17 protein-coding genes are annotated in these 19,996 nt (G+C 61.5%); 8 read left to right on the top strand and 9 right to left on the bottom strand.

Annotated elements, in window-relative coordinates; genetic code table 11:
- Nucleotides 1–79 precede the first annotated feature (79 nt).
- Nucleotides 80–541 carry a flavodoxin family protein gene (locus A0251_RS12130; protein ID WP_062817114.1) on the bottom strand — a complete coding sequence of 154 codons (462 nt, stop codon included), beginning with the start codon at nucleotides 539–541 and terminating at the stop codon, nucleotides 80–82.
- Between the two features lie 273 nt (nucleotides 542–814).
- The gene (locus tag A0251_RS12125) at nucleotides 815–1,309 is read right to left on the bottom strand and encodes an Lrp/AsnC family transcriptional regulator (protein WP_062817113.1); all 495 of its coding nucleotides are present in this window, start codon (nucleotides 1,307–1,309) and stop codon (nucleotides 815–817) included.
- Between the two features lie 301 nt (nucleotides 1,310–1,610).
- Here A0251_RS12125 and A0251_RS12120 point away from each other — a divergent pair, with 301 nt between their 5' ends.
- Nucleotides 1,611–3,290 (top strand): 2-isopropylmalate synthase, encoded by a 1,680-nt coding sequence (locus tag A0251_RS12120; RefSeq protein WP_062817112.1) that lies wholly within the window; start codon nucleotides 1,611–1,613, stop codon nucleotides 3,288–3,290.
- Between the two features lie 99 nt (nucleotides 3,291–3,389).
- On the opposite strand, the gene A0251_RS12115 is transcribed toward A0251_RS12120, so the two are convergent.
- The 3 genes from A0251_RS12115 to mtgA are packed head-to-tail and all read right to left on the bottom strand — an operon-like array spanning nucleotide 3,390 to nucleotide 6,169.
- Nucleotides 3,390–4,079, bottom strand: coding sequence for a type 1 glutamine amidotransferase (locus A0251_RS12115; RefSeq protein WP_062817111.1), 690 nt, complete (start codon nucleotides 4,077–4,079; stop codon nucleotides 3,390–3,392).
- A gap of 30 nt (nucleotides 4,080–4,109) precedes the next feature.
- Nucleotides 4,110–5,438, bottom strand: a complete 1,329-nt coding sequence (locus A0251_RS12110) for an META domain-containing protein (RefSeq protein ID WP_062817110.1) — start codon at nucleotides 5,436–5,438, stop codon at nucleotides 4,110–4,112.
- The gene (mtgA, locus tag A0251_RS12105) at nucleotides 5,435–6,169 is read right to left on the bottom strand and encodes a monofunctional biosynthetic peptidoglycan transglycosylase (RefSeq protein WP_062817109.1); all 735 of its coding nucleotides are present in this window, start codon (nucleotides 6,167–6,169) and stop codon (nucleotides 5,435–5,437) included. Before mtgA ends, A0251_RS12110 begins: the two co-directional genes overlap by 4 nt.
- Before the next feature lie 199 nt (nucleotides 6,170–6,368).
- Between mtgA and A0251_RS12100 the strand changes: the two genes are divergently transcribed.
- A complete protein-coding gene (locus tag A0251_RS12100; protein ID WP_062817108.1) occupies nucleotides 6,369–8,951 on the top strand; it encodes an EAL domain-containing protein in 2,583 nt (860 codons plus the stop codon).
- 49 nt (nucleotides 8,952–9,000) lie between these two features.
- Here A0251_RS12100 and A0251_RS12095 read toward each other — a convergent pair whose 3' ends face one another.
- Nucleotides 9,001–9,309 (bottom strand): hypothetical protein, encoded by a 309-nt coding sequence (locus A0251_RS12095; protein ID WP_062817107.1) that lies wholly within the window; start codon nucleotides 9,307–9,309, stop codon nucleotides 9,001–9,003.
- 118 nt (nucleotides 9,310–9,427) lie between these two features.
- On the opposite strand from A0251_RS12095, the gene A0251_RS12090 reads away from it, so the two are divergent.
- The 6 genes from A0251_RS12090 to ahpF all read left to right on the top strand — a co-directional run bounded on the left by A0251_RS12090 (nucleotide 9,428) and on the right by ahpF (nucleotide 16,441).
- Nucleotides 9,428–10,948 (top strand): cryptochrome/photolyase family protein, encoded by a 1,521-nt coding sequence (locus tag A0251_RS12090; RefSeq protein ID WP_062817106.1) that lies wholly within the window; start codon nucleotides 9,428–9,430, stop codon nucleotides 10,946–10,948.
- Entirely contained in the window at nucleotides 10,945–11,100 is a 156-nt protein-coding gene (locus A0251_RS17215) for a DUF2256 domain-containing protein (protein ID WP_082810873.1), read from the top strand. Before A0251_RS12090 ends, A0251_RS17215 begins: the two co-directional genes overlap by 4 nt.
- On the top strand, nucleotides 11,097–12,521 hold the full coding sequence (locus A0251_RS12085) for a DASH family cryptochrome (protein ID WP_062817105.1): 1,425 nt from the start codon (nucleotides 11,097–11,099) through the stop codon (nucleotides 12,519–12,521). The genes A0251_RS17215 and A0251_RS12085 overlap by 4 nt, the downstream gene beginning before the upstream one ends.
- Nucleotides 12,518–14,023: a deoxyribodipyrimidine photo-lyase gene (locus A0251_RS12080; protein WP_062817104.1), complete on the top strand. Its 1,506-nt coding sequence runs from the start codon at nucleotides 12,518–12,520 to the stop codon at nucleotides 14,021–14,023. The genes A0251_RS12085 and A0251_RS12080 overlap by 4 nt, the downstream gene beginning before the upstream one ends.
- Before the next feature lie 133 nt (nucleotides 14,024–14,156).
- Complete coding sequence (ahpC, locus tag A0251_RS12075; protein WP_062817103.1) at nucleotides 14,157–14,720, top strand: alkyl hydroperoxide reductase subunit C; 564 nt, start codon at nucleotides 14,157–14,159, stop codon at nucleotides 14,718–14,720.
- A gap of 98 nt (nucleotides 14,721–14,818) precedes the next feature.
- Nucleotides 14,819–16,441 carry an alkyl hydroperoxide reductase subunit F gene (ahpF, locus tag A0251_RS12070; RefSeq protein ID WP_062817102.1) on the top strand — a complete coding sequence of 541 codons (1,623 nt, stop codon included), beginning with the start codon at nucleotides 14,819–14,821 and terminating at the stop codon, nucleotides 16,439–16,441.
- A gap of 69 nt (nucleotides 16,442–16,510) precedes the next feature.
- Here ahpF and A0251_RS12065 read toward each other — a convergent pair whose 3' ends face one another.
- The 3 genes from A0251_RS12065 to A0251_RS12055 form a co-directional block, all read right to left on the bottom strand.
- Nucleotides 16,511–18,331: a S8 family serine peptidase gene (locus A0251_RS12065; RefSeq protein WP_062817101.1), complete on the bottom strand. Its 1,821-nt coding sequence runs from the start codon at nucleotides 18,329–18,331 to the stop codon at nucleotides 16,511–16,513.
- 173 nt (nucleotides 18,332–18,504) lie between these two features.
- Entirely contained in the window at nucleotides 18,505–18,861 is a 357-nt protein-coding gene (locus A0251_RS12060) for a roadblock/LC7 domain-containing protein (protein WP_062817100.1), read from the bottom strand.
- Nucleotides 18,862–18,992: 131 nt separating this feature from the next.
- The gene (locus A0251_RS12055; RefSeq protein ID WP_062817099.1) at nucleotides 18,993–19,961 is read right to left on the bottom strand and encodes a calcium/sodium antiporter; all 969 of its coding nucleotides are present in this window, start codon (nucleotides 19,959–19,961) and stop codon (nucleotides 18,993–18,995) included.
- Nucleotides 19,962–19,996 lie beyond the last annotated feature (35 nt).

The following is a 19,996-nucleotide window of genomic DNA, read 5'->3' as shown; positions in this document are numbered from 1 at the left end:
TGCTTTGGGCGCGGGCCGGGCCGTTGAGTTACCAATGATCCTGCCTGCGCTTTTCAACTTTGAACTTTGAACTTTCAACTCAAAAAATTCCCGCATCCAGCCCCGCCGCCAGATACATCCCCAACTCTTCCGCCTGTTGCTCGAAATCATCCTGCCAGTCCCCGCGCAGCACCATCGGGTCCTGCACCCAGTTCCAGCGCAGGCCGGTAACGATGCTTTCCACCGCCCGGCGAGTGCCGGTGCCGTCCTGGCCCGCACGGATATAGAGGGCGCAGGGCAGGCCCTGCTTTTCTTCCAGAACCGGGTAGTAGCTGCGGTCGAAAAAATCCTTCAGGGCGCCACTCATGTAGCCCAGGTTTTCGGTGGTGCCGAGCAGGATGGCATCACAGGCCATCACATCCTCGGGCCCTGCTTCCAGCGGTGCCTTTACGGTCACGGACACGTTCTCGATATCCTCATGACCAGCGCCCCGGGCGGCAGCGTCACGGAGCTTCAGCGTGTTCGGTGAGGGGGCGTGGGCGACGATCAGCAGGTTTTTCATGGTCTCGCAATTCAACGCGGTCGATGATGCCAGCATATCAGTTTGGGCCGGGCTTTCTGTAGGCGCGTCGCTTGACGCGTGACAACGGCCTGGCCTCGAAGCAACGGTAGGAGCACCTCTTGAGGTGCGAATCCGAGCCTTGGCGAAGGAGGCGGTAGGCCGATGGCAATGCATTCTGGACGTGCAGCTGTTTCATCCCTAATCGTTGTATTGCGTCTGTTCGCACCTCAAGATGTGCTCCTACAAGGGAGTCAGGGTTTGCGAGTGCGAGAGTTATGTCTCAACATAATTCAACGGCAACGCCGCCGTATCCACCACCCGCCGCATGACAAAGCTGGAATGCACACCGCTGACCCCTTCGATGCGGGTGATCTTGTTGAGCAGGAAATGCTGGTAGCCATCGATATCCGGCACCACCACTTTCAGTAGATAGTCGGCCTCCTGGCCGGTGACCAGGTAGCACTGCTGCACTTCCGGGTAACTGGCGACCTTTTCCTCAAAATTGGCAAAGCGTTCCGGGGTATGGCGGTCCATGCTGATCTGGATGATCACGGTCAGGTCCAGGCCCAGTTTGCGTGCGTCCAGCACGGTCTCCCTCTTGAGAATAATGCCAGCAGCTTCCAGCTTCTGTACCCGCCGGGAACAGGGGGAAGGGGACAGCCCCACGGTTTCCGCCAGCTGCTGGTTGGTCAGCCCGCCGTTGTGCTGCAGGGCTTCCAGGATGCGCAGGTCGGTGCGGTCCAGTTTTGCTAATGCCTGCTTGCTCATGATGATATTTGTCCTGTTTTGCATTTTTTGCGCAATATTATTGCCAATAAAGCCAATTGTAGATGAAAAAAGCAAGCACATTGCCGGTTTGCTGCCGTAAAGTATCTCTCGTGGGGCGATGATGCGAACCGTCAAAAGCGGGCCGCCACTCTTCGCTGCCATCCGTGCCTACCGGCGCGCTGATCGATACCCGAGATCACAGACAACGAGTTGTTAGTTCAATCCTGCCGACACCCTTCGGATTGGATTAGGAGTTCACCCGGGGGGCAGGCCATGCCCCTTTTTCGTTTGAGGATTCGACATGAGCTTTGATCATCGCAAATACCAGCCCTTTCCGGTCATCGACAAACCCGACCGTCGCTGGCCCAGTCAGCGTATCGAGAAAGCGCCGCTGTGGGCGGCGGTGGATCTGCGTGATGGCAACCAGGCGCTGATCAAGCCCATGTCCGTGGCGCAGAAGCGCCGCTTCTTCCAGATGCTGGTGGAGCTGGGTTTCAAGGAAATCGAGGTGGGCTTCCCCTCGGCCAGCCAGATTGATTTTGATTTCTGTCGGGCCCTGATTGAGGAAGACCTGGTGCCGGATGACGTGCACATTCAGGTGCTCACCCAGGCCCGGGAAGAATTGATTGCCCGTACCTTTGAGTCACTCAAGGGCGCAAAAAATGCCATCGTGCATATCTACAATGCCACCTCGCCCACCTTCCGCGAGCAGGTGTTCAGCGTGGACAAGGCCGGCTGCAAGGCCATTGCCGAGCGTGCTGCCGGCTGGGTGAAAGCCTGTGCCGAAAAGCAGCCGGAAACCCACTGGAGCTTCCAGTATTCCCCGGAAACCTTCAGTGCCACGGAAACCGATTTCGCCATCGAAGTGATCGATGCGGTGAATGCGGTATGGCGCCCGGACCAGGGTCAGCGGGTGATCATCAACTTGCCGGCCACGGTGGAGGTGAGCACGCCCAATGTGTTTGCCGACCAGGTAGAGCTTGTACATGAGAACATTCAGCATCGTGAGCACGTGATCATCAGCGTGCATACCCACGATGACCGAGGCTGTGGTGTGGCGGCGGCGGAAATGGCTGTCATGGCCGGTGCAGATCGAGTGGAAGGCACCTTGCTGGGCAACGGCGAACGGACCGGCAACATGGATCTGGTCACCGCCGGGATGAACCTGTATAGCCAGGGCATCGATCCGCAAATCGACTTTTCGCGGATGAAGGAGATTGTTGCCTTGGTGGAGGAGATCACCGATATCCAGACCTACCCGCGCCATCCCTATGCGGGCGATCTGGTCTTCAGCGCTTTCTCCGGCAGTCATCAGGATGCTATCCGCAAGTGCCTGGCCCGCTACCAGGAAGGCGATATCTGGCAGGTGGCCTATCTGCCCATCGACCCGGCGGATGTGGGCCGTCGCTACGAGGAAGTGGTGCGGATCAATTCCCAGTCCGGCAAGGGCGGTGTCGCCCACGTGCTGGAGCGGGATTTCGGTATCGACCTGCCGCGCTGGTTGCAGCAGGAACTGGCCGGGGTGGTGCAGAAAGATGCGGAGGAAGATGGTGGCGAGATCACCAGCGAGCGGGTACATCGTCGCTTCAACAGTGATTACCTGAACGTGCCCATGGGGTGGATGTTGCGCTCCTATGACCTGAACCGCAGCAACGACCAGGTGCAGGCCCAGATCAGCATTGGCGATGCCAGCCAGCCGGTGACCCTGTTGTCCGGCCGTGGAGATGGGGCCATGTCGGCATTGGTGGATGCGCTCAACCGGCGTATCGGTGGCGAGGTGAAGGTAGTGTCCTTCGATGAGTATTCATTGGGTGACAACACCGAAGCCAACGCCATGGCCTGTGTGCGGGTGCAGGTGGGGGACACGGTGCAGAGTGCCGTGGCCACCGCGGCGGATACTACTGCGGCTGCCTTGCAGGCGATCCTGTCGGCTGTGGGCAGGGTGCAGGAAGGCAGTGAACAGTTAATAGTGAATAGTTAACAGCGGCGCGGGCTCGCGTCGAGTGAGCAGAAAGCGAAGAGGCCGCGCTCCGGGTTGGGGTGCGGCTTCAACGGTCGGCGGTTAGTGAGACTTGGCGGCCTAGCCCAGAAAGGCGTTCAACACCCGCCCCAGCAACTGTCGGGCATCCTCAAACCGTTGTCCGTCCGCCAGCATGCTGGCGCGGGGTTCCACCCAGGGACCGTCGGCCAGATCCTCCGGGCAGGCATCGCACAGGGCGGCGGCATTGTCGGTCTGCAGCTCCAGGTGAAACTGCAAGCCCAGCACGTTATCCCCGTAACGAAATGCCTGATTGGCGCAGCCTTTGCTTTCCAGCAGGTGTACGGCGCCGTCAGGAATGGCAAAGGTGTCGCCGTGCCAGTGCAGCACCGGCGGGGCACCGGCAAACAGTTTGCCGATGCTGTCAGACTGGCCGGCGCTGGTGGGGTAGACCGGAAACCAGCCGATTTCCTTGTCCGGGTTGGCGGTTACCGGGGCGCCCAGCACGCGCGCTATCAGTTGCGCGCCCAGACAGATTCCCAGCACTTTCTTGCCCGCGGCGATGCTGTGGCGGATCAGGGCCTTTTCCGGCGCCATCCAGGTATGGTCGCAATCATCATCCGCTCCCATGGGGCCGCCCATGACGACCAGTGCGTCAAACTCGCTGATGTCAGGGAGTGGGTCGCCCTGAAACAGCAGTGACCGGCTGATACTGACGTCACGCTCCCGGAACCAGGTTTCCATGGCACCCAGTTGCTCGAAAGGCACATGGGACAGGTAATGGACACGCATGATCGTTCCCTCCGACACGCCAGCGGGCGGTTACAGTGCGATGGCCTGGAACCCGGCCAGGGGCTGGTTGTTGGCATCGAACAGGGTGAGCAACTCGCCGTCGATACGGAACTGGCGGGAGGCTTTCAGGGCCTGCAGGAAGGCCTGCTCTCCCTCCATGTCAGGACACGCCTTGCGGGTGGTGGCAATGGCGCCGAAGGATAGGCTGTCGTCGTCGTGCTGGTAGCTCCCGTTGAGACCATTGCAGCCGGCATGGCCGCGGACCTTGCCTTCGCTGTCCAGGGTCAGATAGGGCGCTTGCTGCGAGGCCGGGTCCAGGATCTCGTTGCCCAGAGCGCTGAGCTGCCAGCGGGTGTTGATCAGATCTGCGCCGGGCAGGCGGCAGTTGTCATTGCTGTTTTCCAGGGAAAAGCTTTCCACAATGATGCCATTCTGGGTGCTGCCTTCCTGCTCGCCGGGGATCTTGCGCAGCAGGCCGCTGACAGTGACCACGCGGGGTTGCAGGGGGTAGTTGCGGGCACCCCGGTAGGCGTCGATCAGGTCCTCGCGTTGGGGGCCAGCCAGCTGCAGGCGGCGATCGGTATTGCAGAGCATCAGGCTGGTGGTGCCGTACTGGTATACCAGAGCGCCGCGCAGGGTTTCGCTGGCGGTCATCACCGCACTGAGCGGCAGGGTGATATCCGCAAACTGGTTCTGGTTAACGGTCAGGGGGGTGGGCTCCGACTGGAAGAACAGGCCGCCATCGGAGAGGATCTGACTGCTCACCTGATAGGTGCTGTCCGCGTTCACTGCGGTGGCCGGGTAATAGAGGCGAAAAGGCACGCTGTCTGCGTCGCTGGTGAGGGGCATCAGCCGACGGATCACGGTGTTGTTGTCGCTGGAGAGCAGGGATACGGTCAGCACGGCCTTGTCGGGGAGCTCGCTCTCCACAGGCAGTTCCACCTTGCCACTCAGGTGGCCCACAGCGTTGTTGGCCCGTTGGTAGTCACCGCTGAACAGGGGGAGGGCGTCGGGGTCCTGCTCTTCGCTGGAAGGAGTGGATGAGGTCAGGCTGAGAGTATTCTGTTGCTGTTCGCCGCTGGCACTCTGGGTCTCTACGGCCAGTCGACTGTTATCCAGATAGCGGAAGGTGAAGGTGCCATCGTTGTTTTCCCAGGTCAGGCCCTGGCGTTGCTCGTCGGCGGGAAGATAAAAGTCACCGTTTTCTTCCAGCACCAGTATCTGTTCACCGTTTTGCCAGGCCCCCACCAGCGGATTGCCGGTTTCCTGGGTGGCCGGCGGTGAGACCGGAGTGCTGTCGTTGTCGCTGCAAGCCAGCAGGGTCAGGCTGGTCAGACAAAGTACTGCAAACTGCTTCATTGCGAGGTTCCTTGGCGGTGTTCCGGGTCAGAGGCGGGGGGCAGTGGCAGGTTGCCCGGGTCGGGAATGCGCACTATCGCCATTTGCTCCTGAATCCATTGGGCCCGTTGTTGGACGTAATCGGTGGGGCCCTTGAAATCGTAGTAGTTGGGGCGCGGCAGCATGGCTGCCAGTTGTGCTGCCTGGACCATGCTCAGGTCGGCGGCGCTGACCTGAAAATAATGTCGGGCAGCGGCTTCCGCTCCGTATATCTGGTGGCCCCACTGGGCCACATTCAGATAGAGCTCCAGAATGCGGCGTTTGCTCAGGCCTATTTCCAGCATCATGGCGATCAGGGCTTCCTGAACCTTGCGCACATAGCTGCGCTTGCCGGAGAGATACAGATTCTTGGCAAGCTGCTGGGTGATGGTGGAGCCGCCTGCCACCGGCTTGCCGGCTTCCAGATTGCGTTGCAGGGCATAACGGATGCCCTGCCAGTCAAAGCCGCTGTGGCTGGTGAACTGGGCATCCTCGGAAATCAGTACCGAGCGCTTCAGGTAATCGCTGATCTGGTCGTAGTCCCGCCAGTATTGCTGTACCTGTCCCTGGGCCTTGGCCCGCTCCATATAGGCACTGCCTTGCGGGTTGTGGTGCTGCAGGCGCAGGACCTGTCCCAGATACCAGAGCTGGGACAGGGCAAAGGCCACGAACAGCAGGGCCAGGCATTGTAGGGCGCGGTAGCGGAGCGTCATGGTCTGCAAAGCCGGGTCGGCGATACTCCTTAGCGGGCCAGCAAGTAGCAAGCCGGACAAATGTTCGGGTCAGGGGCTCACTGATAGTCACCCAATTGTCGGTGAAAGTTCCGGCTTTGTCAGGTGATGCTGGCAAGTCCGCAGTGGCCAGTTCAAAAAGTGAGCAGGGGATAACAATAACCGACAACGGACGTGAACCATGCAGGCTTTGCTGATTGGGGCAGCCATGGGGGTGCTGGCCCTGGTGGCCATTTTATTCCGCCGCGAGCGTGCCGCCCGAACTGTGCTGGCGGCACGGGAAAAACGCTACCGTCTGACCATGGAGCATTCGGCCATTCCCATGGCGTTGATGGGGCCGGATGGCCGGTGGTTGGCGGTAAACAGGGCGCTTTGCCGGCTGAGCGGATATCGGGAGGAGGAACTGCTGCAGAGTTCTTTCCAGCAGTTGATCTATCCGGATGACCTGCAGAATGATCTGCAGCAACTGGGGTCGTTGCTGTCCGGTCGGGTCGACAGCCTGCGGCTGGAAAAGCGATATATCACCCGGACCGGTGAGCTGGTCTGGGTTCGCCTGTCTATTGCCGGAGTATCAGAGGACGGGCGTGTTCGCTATCTGATCGTTCAATGCGAGGATATCCAGGCCGCCAAAGAGGCGGAGCATGCCCTGGCAGAAAGCCGTCGTCAGCTGCAACTGGCTCTTTCCGCCGGCGGTGTGGGCATCTGGCAGTACAACACCGTCACCGGCCGACTGGACTGGGATGAGCGCATCTACGAGATGTATGGCGTCAAACCCGGGCAGGAGGGGGATGGCACCCTGAAAATCTGGTACGACCGCATTCATCCGGATGATCTGGCCCTGCTGCGCCCCCGTCTGCAACAGGTGATGCAGGCCCCGGGCGAGCTGGACGGCGAATTTCGCATCCTCACCCCTGCCGGGGAAGAACGTTATATCCGCGCCCGGGCGGAAACCACCCTGATCGGCCCGGACAAAATCCCGCTGATGGTGGGCACCAACTGGGATGTGACCGCCGAACGGGCCATGCAACATTCCCTGGCCCATGAAAAGGAAAGCCTGCGGGTGACCCTGAATTCCATCGCCGATGGGGTCATTGCCACGGATCATGATGGGCGGATTACCTTCATGAACCCGGTGGCGGAATCGCTTACCGGCTGGCGGGAAAGGGAGGCAGAAGGGGCCCCCGTGGATACCGTGTTGCAGCTCACCGATGAAGAGGGGCGACCGACGCGGACCAACCCCATCGCCGTGGCCCTGCGCGGCGGTGACATGTGCTTTCTGCGCGAGGATTGCTTTCTGCTGAGCCGCGATGGCAGCCGCTATGAAATCCAGGATTCCGCAGCCCCGGTGAAGACCGGCGACGGCGAAGTGAAAGGCGCGGTGATGGTGTTCCGTGATGTGAGCGCCCGCCGGGCCATGCAGAAAAAGCTCCGTTACCACGCCACCCATGACGCCCTTACCGGCCTGACTAACCGGCGGGAATTCGAAAACACCCTGCAACAGACTCTGGATGAAGGGGGGGTGGAACAGAGCGTCCTGTGCTTTATCGATCTGGACCGCTTCAAGGTCGTCAACGACACCGCCGGCCATGTGGCCGGCGATGCCCTGTTGCGAGAGTGCGCCCGGGTGATTGGCCGACAGATACGGGATGAGGATGTGGTGGCCCGGCTGGGGGGCGACGAGTTTGGCCTGCTGCTGCACAACTGCCCGGCAGACCGGGCGGTCCAGATTGCCGAACGCCTGATTGCCGCCCTGGGTGAGATCCGCTTTGCCTGGAAGGATTCTCTCTACGATATCGGTGCCAGCGTGGGGCTGGTGCAACTGGACGGCAACCTGATCAGCGTGGAAGAGGCCATGAGCCGGGCGGATGTGGCCTGCTATGCGGCCAAACACCGGGGCCGTAACCAGGTCTCCGTGTACACCCCGGATGACAGTGAGGCCTCTCGCCGGCACCTGGAGCTGCAGATGGCCGCCGGGCTGCGCGAGTCCCTGGAGTCAGACCGTTTTCTGCTCTATGCCCAGGAAATCCGTCCCATCGGGGGCGAAACCGCTGCCTCTCATTATGAGATTCTCCTGCGCCTGCGCGATCGCAACGGCGACATTCTCAACCCGGGGGCCTTTATCCCGGCGGCAGAGCGTTACCAGATGATGACGCACATCGACCGTTGGGTGCTCACCCAGCTGCTGGTGACGCTCAGTGACGAGCTGGCTGCGCTGCCCAATTTGCATCTGGCGGTGAATCTGTCAGCCACTTCCCTGGATGACCCCACCTTTATCCCGTTCTTGGAGGATCTGCTCGACCGCAGCACGGTGGCGCCGGAGCGGCTGACCTTCGAGATCACCGAAACCACCGTGGTCAACCAGCTTTCCAGTGCCAGCGAATTACTGGCGCGGATTCGCGAGAAGGGCAGCAAGGTGGCCCTGGATGACTTTGGCAGTGGTTTCAGTTCCTTCAATTACCTCAAGCACTTCCAGGTGGATTTCATCAAGATCGACGGCAGTTTCGTCCGCAACCTGCTGTATTCCAGCGTTGACCGCACCATCGTTGAATCCATCAGCGAAGTGGCGCATCGGCTCGGGGTGAAAACCGTGGCGGAGTATGTGGAAGACATCGCCATGATTCCGGTGCTGCAGGAGGCGGGGGTGGATTTCGTGCAGGGCTACGCCATAGGCCGGCCCCAGCCCCTGTCTCTGTTGTTCGAGCAGCTTGAAGGGTTGTCCCTGTCGCGCCACCGGCAACTGCGGCTGGTCAATCGGGACGCCTGATACGGCGAAGAAGCCGTTGGCTCCTTGTGAACGAGGCGCCAGCAATCCTTTATGGCTTCTCAACCAGGTTGGGCGGTGTCAGGCTGTCATCCGCCTGCCACTTTTCCAGCTCCCGCGTCATGGAGGGCTGGGTGGTCTCTTTCTGCAGGTCCCGGGCCTGTTGCTTGAGCCGCCCGCCGGCATCATCGCTTCTGCTGCTGCCGCCGAGCCGGGTCTGCGGCACACTGCTCAGGCCGTCATAATCTACCCCGTAGTGATAGTCCTCCTCATAAACATCATCACCACGGATGTAGTCGTAACCTTCGGCATGGACCATGCCGACCAGTAGACTGGCAGCCATCAATACGATTCGCACCATGGGTTTTCTCCCTGTCTGTCCTTACCGGGTGGGACAGATTGACCCGGGCCGGGTTCCTTCACCCGGCGGCCACTCCCATGACGGCATTCTTGAACTTTCAGATGTTGCGGGAGAGGTCGTGAAAGTCGGAATCATTCTGGGTGACCAGCTCAGCCTGTCCCTGCCCACGTTGCAGGCGCTGGACAAAACCCGCGACCGGCTGGTGATGGCGGAGGTGCCCGCCGAGGCCACCTACGTGGGTCACCACAAGCAGAAGATTGCCTTTATCTTCAGTGCCATGCGCCACTTTGCCGCGGACCTGCGCGAGGCGGGCTGGCAACTGGACTACCTTGCCTATGGCGAGCATGACCACACCAGCCTGCTGGATGTGCTGGTGCCGGTCTGTGAATCCGCCGAAGAGCTGGTGGTGACCCACTGCGGCGAATACCGTTTGCAGCAGCAGATTGAGGCGCAGTGGCCCCGCCAGTTGCCCTGTCCGGTCACCTGCCTGCAGGACAGTCGGTTTCTCTGCTCGCCGGCGTTCTTCCAGCGCTGGGCCAGTGGCAAGAAACAGCTGCGCATGGAGTTTTTCTACCGGGAAATGCGTCGCCACACCGGCCTGCTCATGGAAGGGGATGAACCGGTGGGTGGCCAATGGAATTTCGATGCCAGCAACCGCAAGGCCTACAAGGGGGAGGTCCCCTTGCCCGTGGACCTTTCCTTCCCCCGCGATGCCATCGACAGGGAGGTGCTGGCGCTGGTGGAGCAGGCGTTTCCGGAACACCTCGGCAACCTGACGGATTTTCGCTGGGGCACCACCGCCGCCCAGGCGCAACAGGCGCTGGCGCACTTTATCCAACAGCGCCTGCCGCACTTCGGTGATTTCCAGGATGCCATGGTCACCGGGGAAGACACCCTGTTCCACAGCCTGCTGTCGCCGTATCTGAACATTGGCCTGCTGGACCCGCTGGCGGTCTGCCAGGCCGCCGAGCAGGCCTGGTGGGATGGCCTGGCGCCGCTCAATGCGGTGGAGGGGTTTATTCGCCAGATACTGGGCTGGCGGGAATATGTGCGGGGAATCTACTGGCTGCTGATGCCGGATTATGCCGCAGAAAACCGGCTCAACAATCAGCGTCCGCTACCCGGTTATTATTGGAGCGGCGACACGCGCATGCACTGCATGTCGGAATCACTGCGCAACACCCTGGACCATGCCTACGCCCATCACATCCAAAGGCTGATGGTCACCGGCAATTTTGCCCTGCTGCTGGGGGTGCTGCCGGAAGCCATTTGTCAGTGGTACCTGGAGGTGTATGCGGATGCCTACGACTGGGTGGAGTTGCCCAACACCCTGGGGATGGTGATGCATGCGGATGGCGGTTATCTGGGTAGCAAACCCTACGCAGCGTCCGGCAGTTACATCAATCGCATGTCCGACTATTGCAAGCACTGCCAGTACAACGTCAAGACCGCCAGCGAATCGGACAGCTGCCCGTTCAACTCCCTGTACTGGCATTTCATTCATCGTCATCGCGGCCAGTTCCAGCACAACCACCGCATGCGGATGATCTATCGCAACCTGGATCGCATGGATCCCGCCAAGGTAAACGCCATGCTGGATCGCGCAGAGCAGTTGCTGGCAGACCCGGAGGCTCTGTGAGCCGCGGCTGGAAGGGCAACAAGGCGGCGCTGCCGGAGAAAACCTGCCCGGTCTGCCAGCGACCTTTCAGTTGGCGTCGCAAGTGGGCGCGGCACTGGGAGCAGGTGGTGTACTGCAGTGAACGCTGTCGCCGTCAGGGGAGGCCGCAATGATTACCGTGGTCTGGTTCCGGCAGGATTTACGCGTGAAAGACCAGCCGCTGCTGCAGCGGGCGGCCAGCCTGTCGCAGCCGGTGCTGGGCCTGTACCTGTTGCCCGATCATTGGCTGCAAGCGGACGCGGACGGTATGGATCGGCTGGGGTCGGCCAAGTCCGCCTTTCTGCTGGAAAGCCTCGACGATTTGCAGGCGCGGCTGGCCCAATTGGGGGTGGCGCTGCAGTGTCTGCGGGCGGACCCGGTGACCCTGTTTGGCCACTGGCATGCCAGCCAGCCTTTGCAGGTGGTGACCGCGGTGGCCCAGGCCCCGGAAGAAGCCGCCATGATTGCCGCACTGCGACAGGCCGGCATCCGGGTTGTCGAGGAAGAGACCCAGACCTTGCTTGCCGCCGGCGCCTTGCCCTGGGAGGGAGCGTTCCCGGCCACCTTCAGCCGTTTCCGGCGCAAGGTGGAGACCCGGGACGGCGTGCCGGTCACATCACCGGACGGTCCTGCGCCGTCTCTTCTAGCCGCCCAACCCTTGCTGCCCCCAGCCTTTGCCGAACCGGCCCGCGAACTATTGGCGTTACGCTGCCAGCATTGGCAGCGAAACTCCCGGGACTACTTTTCCCTGAGCGGGGGAGAGCAGGCCGGTCTGCAGTGGCTGGAACATTATCTGTTTGAAACCCGCAGCGTGGACCACTACAAGCAGACCCGGAATCAACTGATCGGCGAACATTACTCCAGCCGTCTGAGCGCCTACCTGGCCTGGGGCAATGTGTCTGTGAGGCGGGTCTGGCAGCGCATTCTCGACTATGAGGCCGTTCAGGGTGCCAACCCGGGCAGTGAATGGCTGCGGGTGGAATTGCTGTGGCGGGAGTTTTACCACTGGTCGCTGCGGGAGCATGGGGCGCGGGTGTTTCACTATGCCGGTCTCAATGACGAGGGACCGGGACAGCCAGAACCGGCATCGTTATTGGCCCGGGAATACTGGCAGCGTTGGTGTCAGGCCGAGACCGGGCTGCCCTTTATCGATGCCAACCTGCGCGAACTGATGGCCACAGGCTATGCCTCCAACCGGGGGCGGCAGAACCTGGCCAGCTTCTGGGTGAACGATATGGGGCTGGACTGGCGTCGGGGCGCCCGCTGGTTTCAGCATTACCTGGTGGACGATGATGTGGCTTCCAACTGGGGTAACTGGGCCTACATCGCCGGCGTGGGGCACGACGCCCGGGGCGGTCGACGCTTCAGTCCCACCCGCCAGTGCCAGCAGTACGATCCCCGGGGCGAGCATCTGCATTACTGGTTGCCCGCCCTGCGGCCACTCTCTGCGCGTCAGTGTTTGTCACTGCATTTCACCTTTGGCCGGGCGGATCCGCTGCCCGATTACCCGGCGGCCATGCTGCCGCTCCCCGCTGCGGACCGGAAACTGGCATGACGGTGCAAGTGGTCTGGTTCAAGCGCGACCTGCGCGTACACGATCACGGCCCGCTGGCCCGAGCCTGCCGGGAAGGCCCGGTGTTGCCGCTGTATATCCTGGAGCCCGCGTACTGGCAGCAGCCGGACACCAGCCTGCGGCAATGGCGTTTTGTGGCGGAAAGCCTGCGGGATCTGCGCGGCCAGCTGGCCCGGCTGGGGTTGCCGCTGTGGGTGGTGGAAGGGGAGGCCGTCTCCGTGCTGGCGAGTCTGCAACACCGGCTTGGTGACATGGTGCTGCACAGTCATGAGGAATACGGCGGCGCCTGGACCTACGCCCGCGACCGGGCTGTGAAGCAGTGGTGCCGGGAGCAGCGAGTTCCCTGGCATGAGGAGGCGCCTTTTGGCGTCCAGCGCCCCTGTCTGGATCGGGATCACTGGGGCGCCCACTGGCAGCAATTCATGACCCGTCCCCTGGCCACGCTGCCGTCCCGTATCCAGGCGGCAGCCTCCGCCGATCCCTGGCCGGATTTGCGCATCGCCCGAGGTGCAGACCGTTCCGACTGCCCGGGGCGTCAGCATGGTGGCACCGATACGGCGGAACCGGTCTGGCAGAGTTTTCTGGAGCGGCGGGCACGGGGTTATCGCGGTGGCATCAGTGCCCCGCAGAAAGCGGAGCACTGCGGCGCGCGTATCAGCCCCTATCTGGCCTGGGGCTGTCTGAGCCTGCGCCGGGTCGTGCAGGAGACTTGGGAAGCGCTGGAGCAGGAGGAGGATCCGGCCCTGCGAGCCGGTCTGTCCGCCTTCGAGTCACGCCTGTGGTGGCACTGCCACTTTATCCAGAAACTGGAAGACCAGGTGTCCATGGAGACCTGCAGCGTGCACCCGCTGTTGCGTAACCTGCGTGATGAACCGGGCAATCCGCAGTGGTTGGCGGCCTGGCAGAGCGGCCATACCGGCTGGCCGCTGGTGGATGCGGCCATGCGTTATCTGCACCACCATGGCTGGATCAACTTCCGCATGCGCGCCATGCTGGTGTCCATGGCCTGTTACCCGCTCTGGCTGCACTGGCGGCAACCGGCGTTGCATCTGGCGCGCCTGTTTGTGGATTACGAGCCGGGCATCCATTTTCCCCAGGTACAGATGCAGGCCGGTGTCACCGGCATCAATGCGCTGCGCATGTACAACCCCACCTTGCAGGCCCGCAAACTGGACCCGGAAGGCACCTTTATTCGCCGTTGGGTGCCGGAGCTGGGCAAGGTCTCGTCCACCTGGATTCATCAGCCCTGGCAGATGGGGCCGCGCCAGCAACGGGACGCCGGCGTGGTGATCGGGCAGGATTACCCGGCACCGCTGGTGTGTTTCGACACGGCCGTGCGCGAGGCCCGTCAACGACTAGCCCAGGCCCGACAGCAGGCCGGTTTCCGGGACGAGAGCCGGGCCGTCAATCAACGCCATGGCAGCCGCCGGCGTCGCCCTCGCCGCGGCCGCAAAGCGGATGATTCCCAGCTGTCCCTGTTCTGAGGAGGTACTGGCGGTTCGTTAGATATTCCCTATCGCCATGATAAGAAGTTTCAAATTTAACTATCAGGGCAGATTCCCCATTCTATTGCTCGTTGAAACGAATCGATAAGCCAACCTAGGGAGTCTTGACCACATGGCACTGATCAACAGCGAAATCCAACCGTTCAACGCCACCGCCTTCAAGCAGGGCGAGTTTGTCGACATCTCCGAAGCGGATGTGAAAGGCAAGTGGGCCATCTTTTTCTTCTATCCCGCCGACTTTACCTTTGTGTGCCCCACCGAACTGGGTGATGTGGCTGACAAATATGACGAGCTGCAGAAGCTGGGCGTGGAAGTGTTCTCCGTATCCACCGATACCCACTTCACCCACAAGGCCTGGCACGACACCTCCGAGACCATCGGCAAGATCAACTACTACATGGTCGGCGACCAGACCGGCACCATCACCAACAATTTCGGTGTGATGCGTGAAGGTCAGGGCCTGGCAGATCGTGCCACCTTCCTGATCGATCCGGATGGCGTGATCCAGGCCATGGAAATCACCGCCGAAGGCATCGGCCGTGACGCCGACGACCTGATGCGCAAGGTGAAAGCCGCCCAATACGTTCGCAACCACCCCGGTGAAGTGTGCCCGGCCAAGTGGAAAGAAGGCGAACAGACCCTGGCGCCTTCCCTGGACCTGGTCGGCAAGATCTAAACCAGTCCGTTGCCTCCCTGTCCTTCTCCCTCACCGGGAGAAGGGTTGGGGCGCCCATCCCTTTGCACTGTCACCCATGAACAAGGAAAGGAACAGACATGCTCACGAATGACATCCTGCAAGCCCTGAAAGGCTATGCAGCCAACATGCAGAAAAAAATCACCTTCGTGCTGCAGACCGGTGCGCACGATAAGCGCGATGAACTGGTGACGTTTCTCTCCGACATCGCCGGTGTCAGTGACAACCTGGCCTTCGAGGAACGGGACCTGGGTGATGCCCTGCGCAGCCCCCTTTCCTTCCTGCTGGAGGCGGACGGCGAGGACACCGGTATCCGTTTTTCCGGTATTCCGGCCGGCCACGAATTCAACTCCCTGGTGCTGGCGTTTCTGCATGCATCAGGTACCGACATCAAGCTGGATGACAGCCTGCAGCGCATGGTCGCCAACGTGAAAGACGACCTGCATTTCGAGGTGTTCATCAGCCTGAGTTGTCACAACTGTCCGGACGTGGTGCAGGCGCTCAATCAGTTCGCCTTGCTCAATCCGCGCATCAAGACTGAAATGATCGACGGCGGCCTGTTCCAGGACACCGTGAAGGCCCGCGACATCCAGGGTGTTCCCAGCGTGTACCTGAATGGCAAGCTGTTCGCCAATGGCAAGGTCACCGCCGCCGAGCTGATCGACAAACTGCTGGCGTTTGATCCGGCCATCGCCCAGGCAAGCGCCGGGGAAAAACTGCCGCTGCAGGACGTGACCGTGATCGGCGGCGGCCCCGCCGGCGTGGCGTCGGCCATCTACAGTGCCCGCAAGGGTCTGAAAGTCACCCTGATTGCCGACCGTATCGGCGGCCAGGTGAAAGACACCATGGATATCGAGAACCTGATCTCGGTGAAGAAAACCACCGGCCCGGAACTGTCCGGTGCCCTGCACGCCCACATGAACGACTACGATGTGACCGTGAAGGAACACCTGAAAGTGGCCGAGGTGCGCAACGGCCAGATCAAGACTGTGGTGCTGTCCTCCGGCGAGGAGATCGACACCAAGACCGTGATCGTGGCAACCGGTGCCAAATGGCGTGAGCTGGGTGTGCCCGGCGAGAAAGAGAACATCGGTAATGGTGTGGCTTACTGCCCGCACTGCGACGGTCCCTTCTTCAAGGGCAAGGACGTGGCGGTAATCGGCGGGGGTAACTCCGGTATTGAAGCGGCACTGGATCTGGCCGGCATCGTCAAATCCGTCACCGTGTTTGAATTCATGCCCGAGCTGAAAGCGGACAAGGTGCTGGTGGACAAGGCCGAGCAGAAGGCCAATATCACCATTCACCGCAACGCGGCCACCCGTGAAATCAAGGCCAGCAACGGCAAGGTCAGTGCCATCGAGTATCAGGACCGGGCCACGGAAACCGTCCATGAATTGCCGCTGGAAGGGGTGTTCGTGCAGATCGGACTGGTGCCCAACAGTGATTTCCTGGACGGGGTAGTGGAACGCTCCCGCTTCGGCGAGATTGTGATCAATGAGAAATGCCAGACCTCAGAGGAAGGCATCTATGCCTGCGGCGATGTGACCACGGTGCCCTACAAGCAGATCGTCATTGCCATGGGCGAGGGTTCCAAGGCGTCCCTGGCGGCCTTCGAATATCTGATGACCCAGGGCGACCGTCTGCAAGACTTGTACGAAGGTGAGCAGAATCGCGACGCGCAACAGGATGCTGCCGTGGCGTGATCCTGCGGGCCTAACCCGAGAACGAAAAAACCACCGCAAGCGGTGGTTTTTTCGTGTCCGGGGGTGGGGTTAACGCGGGTTTGCCAACAGCGTGTAAGCGCCGGAGCCGCTTTGCGCTGTGACGCGCCAGCGGTAGGTGCCGCTGCCCACCGAGCCGTTCAGGGTCGCCACGCCGTTCTGCGGCTGGGCGCTGCCCACCTGGGACCAGCTACAGCCGAAAAAGAGGAAGCAGCTACGTTGCTCCAGGGCCAGCGAGAAGGCACCATCGGCCGGGCTGTACAGGAAGGCTTCCACATTGCCGCCACCGTAGCTGAAGCCACCGGAAGGCAAGGTGACCGAGCTGCCATTCCCCAGGCTGCCCTCATAGCGGGTGCAGCTTGGGCAGGGGTTGCTGGTGTCCTCGCTGATCACGCCTTTATCAATGCTGGCGGTCTGGTTGGCGGTGTCGGTGACGGTTAGGGTCACGGTAAAGCTGCCGGCAGTGCCGTAGTCGTGACTGATTTGCTCGCCACTGGCCACGTTGCCATCACCCAGGGTCCAGTCCCAGGCCGCCACGCCATTGTCATCGCTGCTGCCGCTGGCATCGAACTGGCACACCGTGCCGCTGCACTGGGCAGTGAACGCGGCCGTGGGCAGGCGGTCCGTCACGGTACCGCCATCGTCTTCATCCACCTGCAACAGGCGATTGGGGGACTGGTTGCCCGCATTACTGATCATGCCGGTCGCACTGCCATCCACCAGCGCGGTGAAAACCTGCTGTGGGCTGGCACTGGGGTTGGCGGCCAGATACAGGGCGGCGGCACCGGCGGCGTGGGGCGCTGCCATGGAGGTGCCGTTCAGACGTGCGGTCTGGCTATCGGACTGATACCAGGCCGAGGTGATGTCGCTACCCGGCGCAAACAGATCCACACAGGCGCCGAAATTGGAAAACGAGGAGCGCTGGTCCGTGCGGGTGGTGGACCCCACGGTCAGAGCCTCGGCCACCCGGTTGGGAGAGCCGTTACAGGCGTTGGTGTTGTCGTTACCGGCGGCCACCACCATGCTGACACCGGCGGCCACGGCGTTACGCACCGCAGTGTCCAGGGCGCTGGACGCGCCGCCGCCCAGGGACATATTGGCCACCGCGGGTTTGCGGTGATTACCGGCTACCCAGTCCACCCCGGCGATCACGCCGGAGTTGCTACCGCTACCGTTACAGCCCAGGACACGCACGGGGGCAATCTTTGCCTGCTTGGCCACCCCGTAAACGGTGCCCACGGCGGTGCCGGCCACATGGGTGCCGTGGCCATTACAGTCGTTGGTGTTGGCCGGGTCCACGCTGCCGCCGCCAAACAGGAAGCCGCCGCCGCTGCTGACGAAGTTACGGCCCGGGCTGACCCGCCCGCTGAATTCGGTGTGGCTGGCGCGCAGGCCGGTGTCGATCACATAAACGGTGACATCGTTGCCGGCGCTGTTGGGGTACTGATAGCTGCCGTCCAGGGGCAGTGCGGGCTGATCCACCCGGTCCAGGCCCCAGGTGGCATTTGCCTGGGTGGCGATGGCCTGCACCCGACGGTCCGGTTCCAGTCCGATCACTCCGGGCACCAGGCCCAGCAAGCTGGCCTGTAGATCCGTCAGCCGCACGGTCATGCCTGTGAGTGCATGCTGGTAGGTATAAATCACTTCGCCGCCACCCACGGTGGCCAGCAGGGTGCGGATGGCGGTGGTCAGATCGGTCACCCCCAGCTGCTCTATGATGTTCGGGGCCAGGGTCACAATATATTGATTATCAATGACCTGGTTCTGCGTTTGCGCAGCATATGATGGTGTGTCGTCGGCCCATACCGGGTTAAGCACACTGCCACCCAACAGCGCGGCCAACAGGGCGCCAAGACCTGTTTTCCTATGCATAAAATATCCCTCCAGAAAGTCGTGCCCTGACGCTAATCAGAACGCAGGTATCTCTCTATGGTGCCGCTGTATTTTTTTGTTGCTTTGAAACGGGTTCAGGAAGGCGGAGCCCGCGTGATAGCTGACGCGGGCCCGTTTTGTGATCTGGGTGTGAAGGCGGAGTGAGCGGCAGGTTAAAGCAGGTTTCTCAGTGCGGATACGGTTTTCCAGGCCAGCATCTGCATCCGTTGGGAGTTCACCGAGGGGCGAGCCAGGCAGGCAAAAACCATATCTCCCACCGGCCAGATGCAGATGCAGCCTTCCCGGCAGCGGATAAAGATTTCCTCGCTGTGTCCCTGGCGTAGCCCGTCCAGCACCCGGTCGCAGGCCTTTTTCATCTCGAAGAACAGGGCGCTTTGCTCGTCGTAATCCAGCCCCTCACCGATATGCAGCACCGGCATGCCGTCACTGCTGATCAGAGTGACCAGGATGATATCGGCGGACGCAGCGTGCAGGGCCTCCAGAGGGGCAGTCAGAGTGGCGAGTTTCATTATTGTTATCCATCCGGGCGGGTTGTGCAGGTAGCTTATGGCCAAGTCAGGCCTTCGGTAAAGGGCGGGATCATGCTGCACAGCCAGTGAATGGCGTGCCGGCCTGACATAGTTGCGCCAGGCCGGGCCATTCAGGCGAAAACGGTCCCCATCAGGTAAGCCGTGTACCCCACATAAGCCGTCAGCAGCAAGGCGCCTTCCATACGGTTGATACGGCCTTGCCCCCGGAACCCGTAACCGATGACGAACAGCGACAGGGTCAGCGCCGCCATGACCAGCATGTCCCGATTGAAGACTTCCGGGCCGACAGACAATGGATGAATAGTCCCGGCGATCCCCACCACGGCGAGCGTGTTAAACAGATTGGAACCCAGGATGTTGCCCAGGGCGATGTCGTGCTCGCCTTTCCTGGCGGCAATGATCGACGACGCCAGCTCCGGCAGCGAGGTGCCCACGGCGATGATGGTCAGGCCAATAATCAGGTCGCTGACCCCGAATCCATGGGCAATCTCCACCGCCCCCCAGACCAGCACGCGGGAGCTGACAATCAGCAGCACCAGTCCCGCCACCAGCCAGAAAATGGCCTGTCGCAGGGGCATGGCCCGCACGTCCAGTTCCTGTTCTATCTCGTTGGCCAGCGCATCCTCTTTCTTCTTCAGCCCCTGCCAGATCGTCCAGGCCATCAGCGCACCAAACACACCGAGCAGCACCAGCGCATCAAGCCGTGTGATTTCGCCGTCCAGCAGCTGCCACGCGGCAAGGCCAGTGACCAGCGCAAGGATGGGAAGCTCCTTGCGCAGGACCTGCGAATGCACTGCGATGGGACTGATCAGCGCGGTAATCCCCAGGATCAGGGCAATGTTGGTGATGTTCGAGCCATAGGCGTTACCCAGGGCGATGCCCGGATTGCCCTGGGACGCCGCCAGCGCGGACACCACCATCTCCGGCGCGGAGGTACCAAAACCGACCACCACCATGCCGATCAACAACGGTGGCATACCGAAATGGGAAGCGGTGGAGGCGGAGCCTTCCACAAAGCGGTTAGCGCTCCATACCAAGAGCAGCAAACCAACAGCGATAGCGGCAGTGGCCAGAAGCATGGGGGCAGGCGTTCCTTTAAGCGTTGGTGGACAGA

This window comes from Alcanivorax sp. NBRC 102024, assembly GCF_001602235.1.
Lineage (GTDB): Bacteria > Pseudomonadota > Gammaproteobacteria > Pseudomonadales > Alcanivoracaceae > Alcanivorax.
This window is presented reverse-complemented; position numbering and strand designations above follow the sequence as displayed.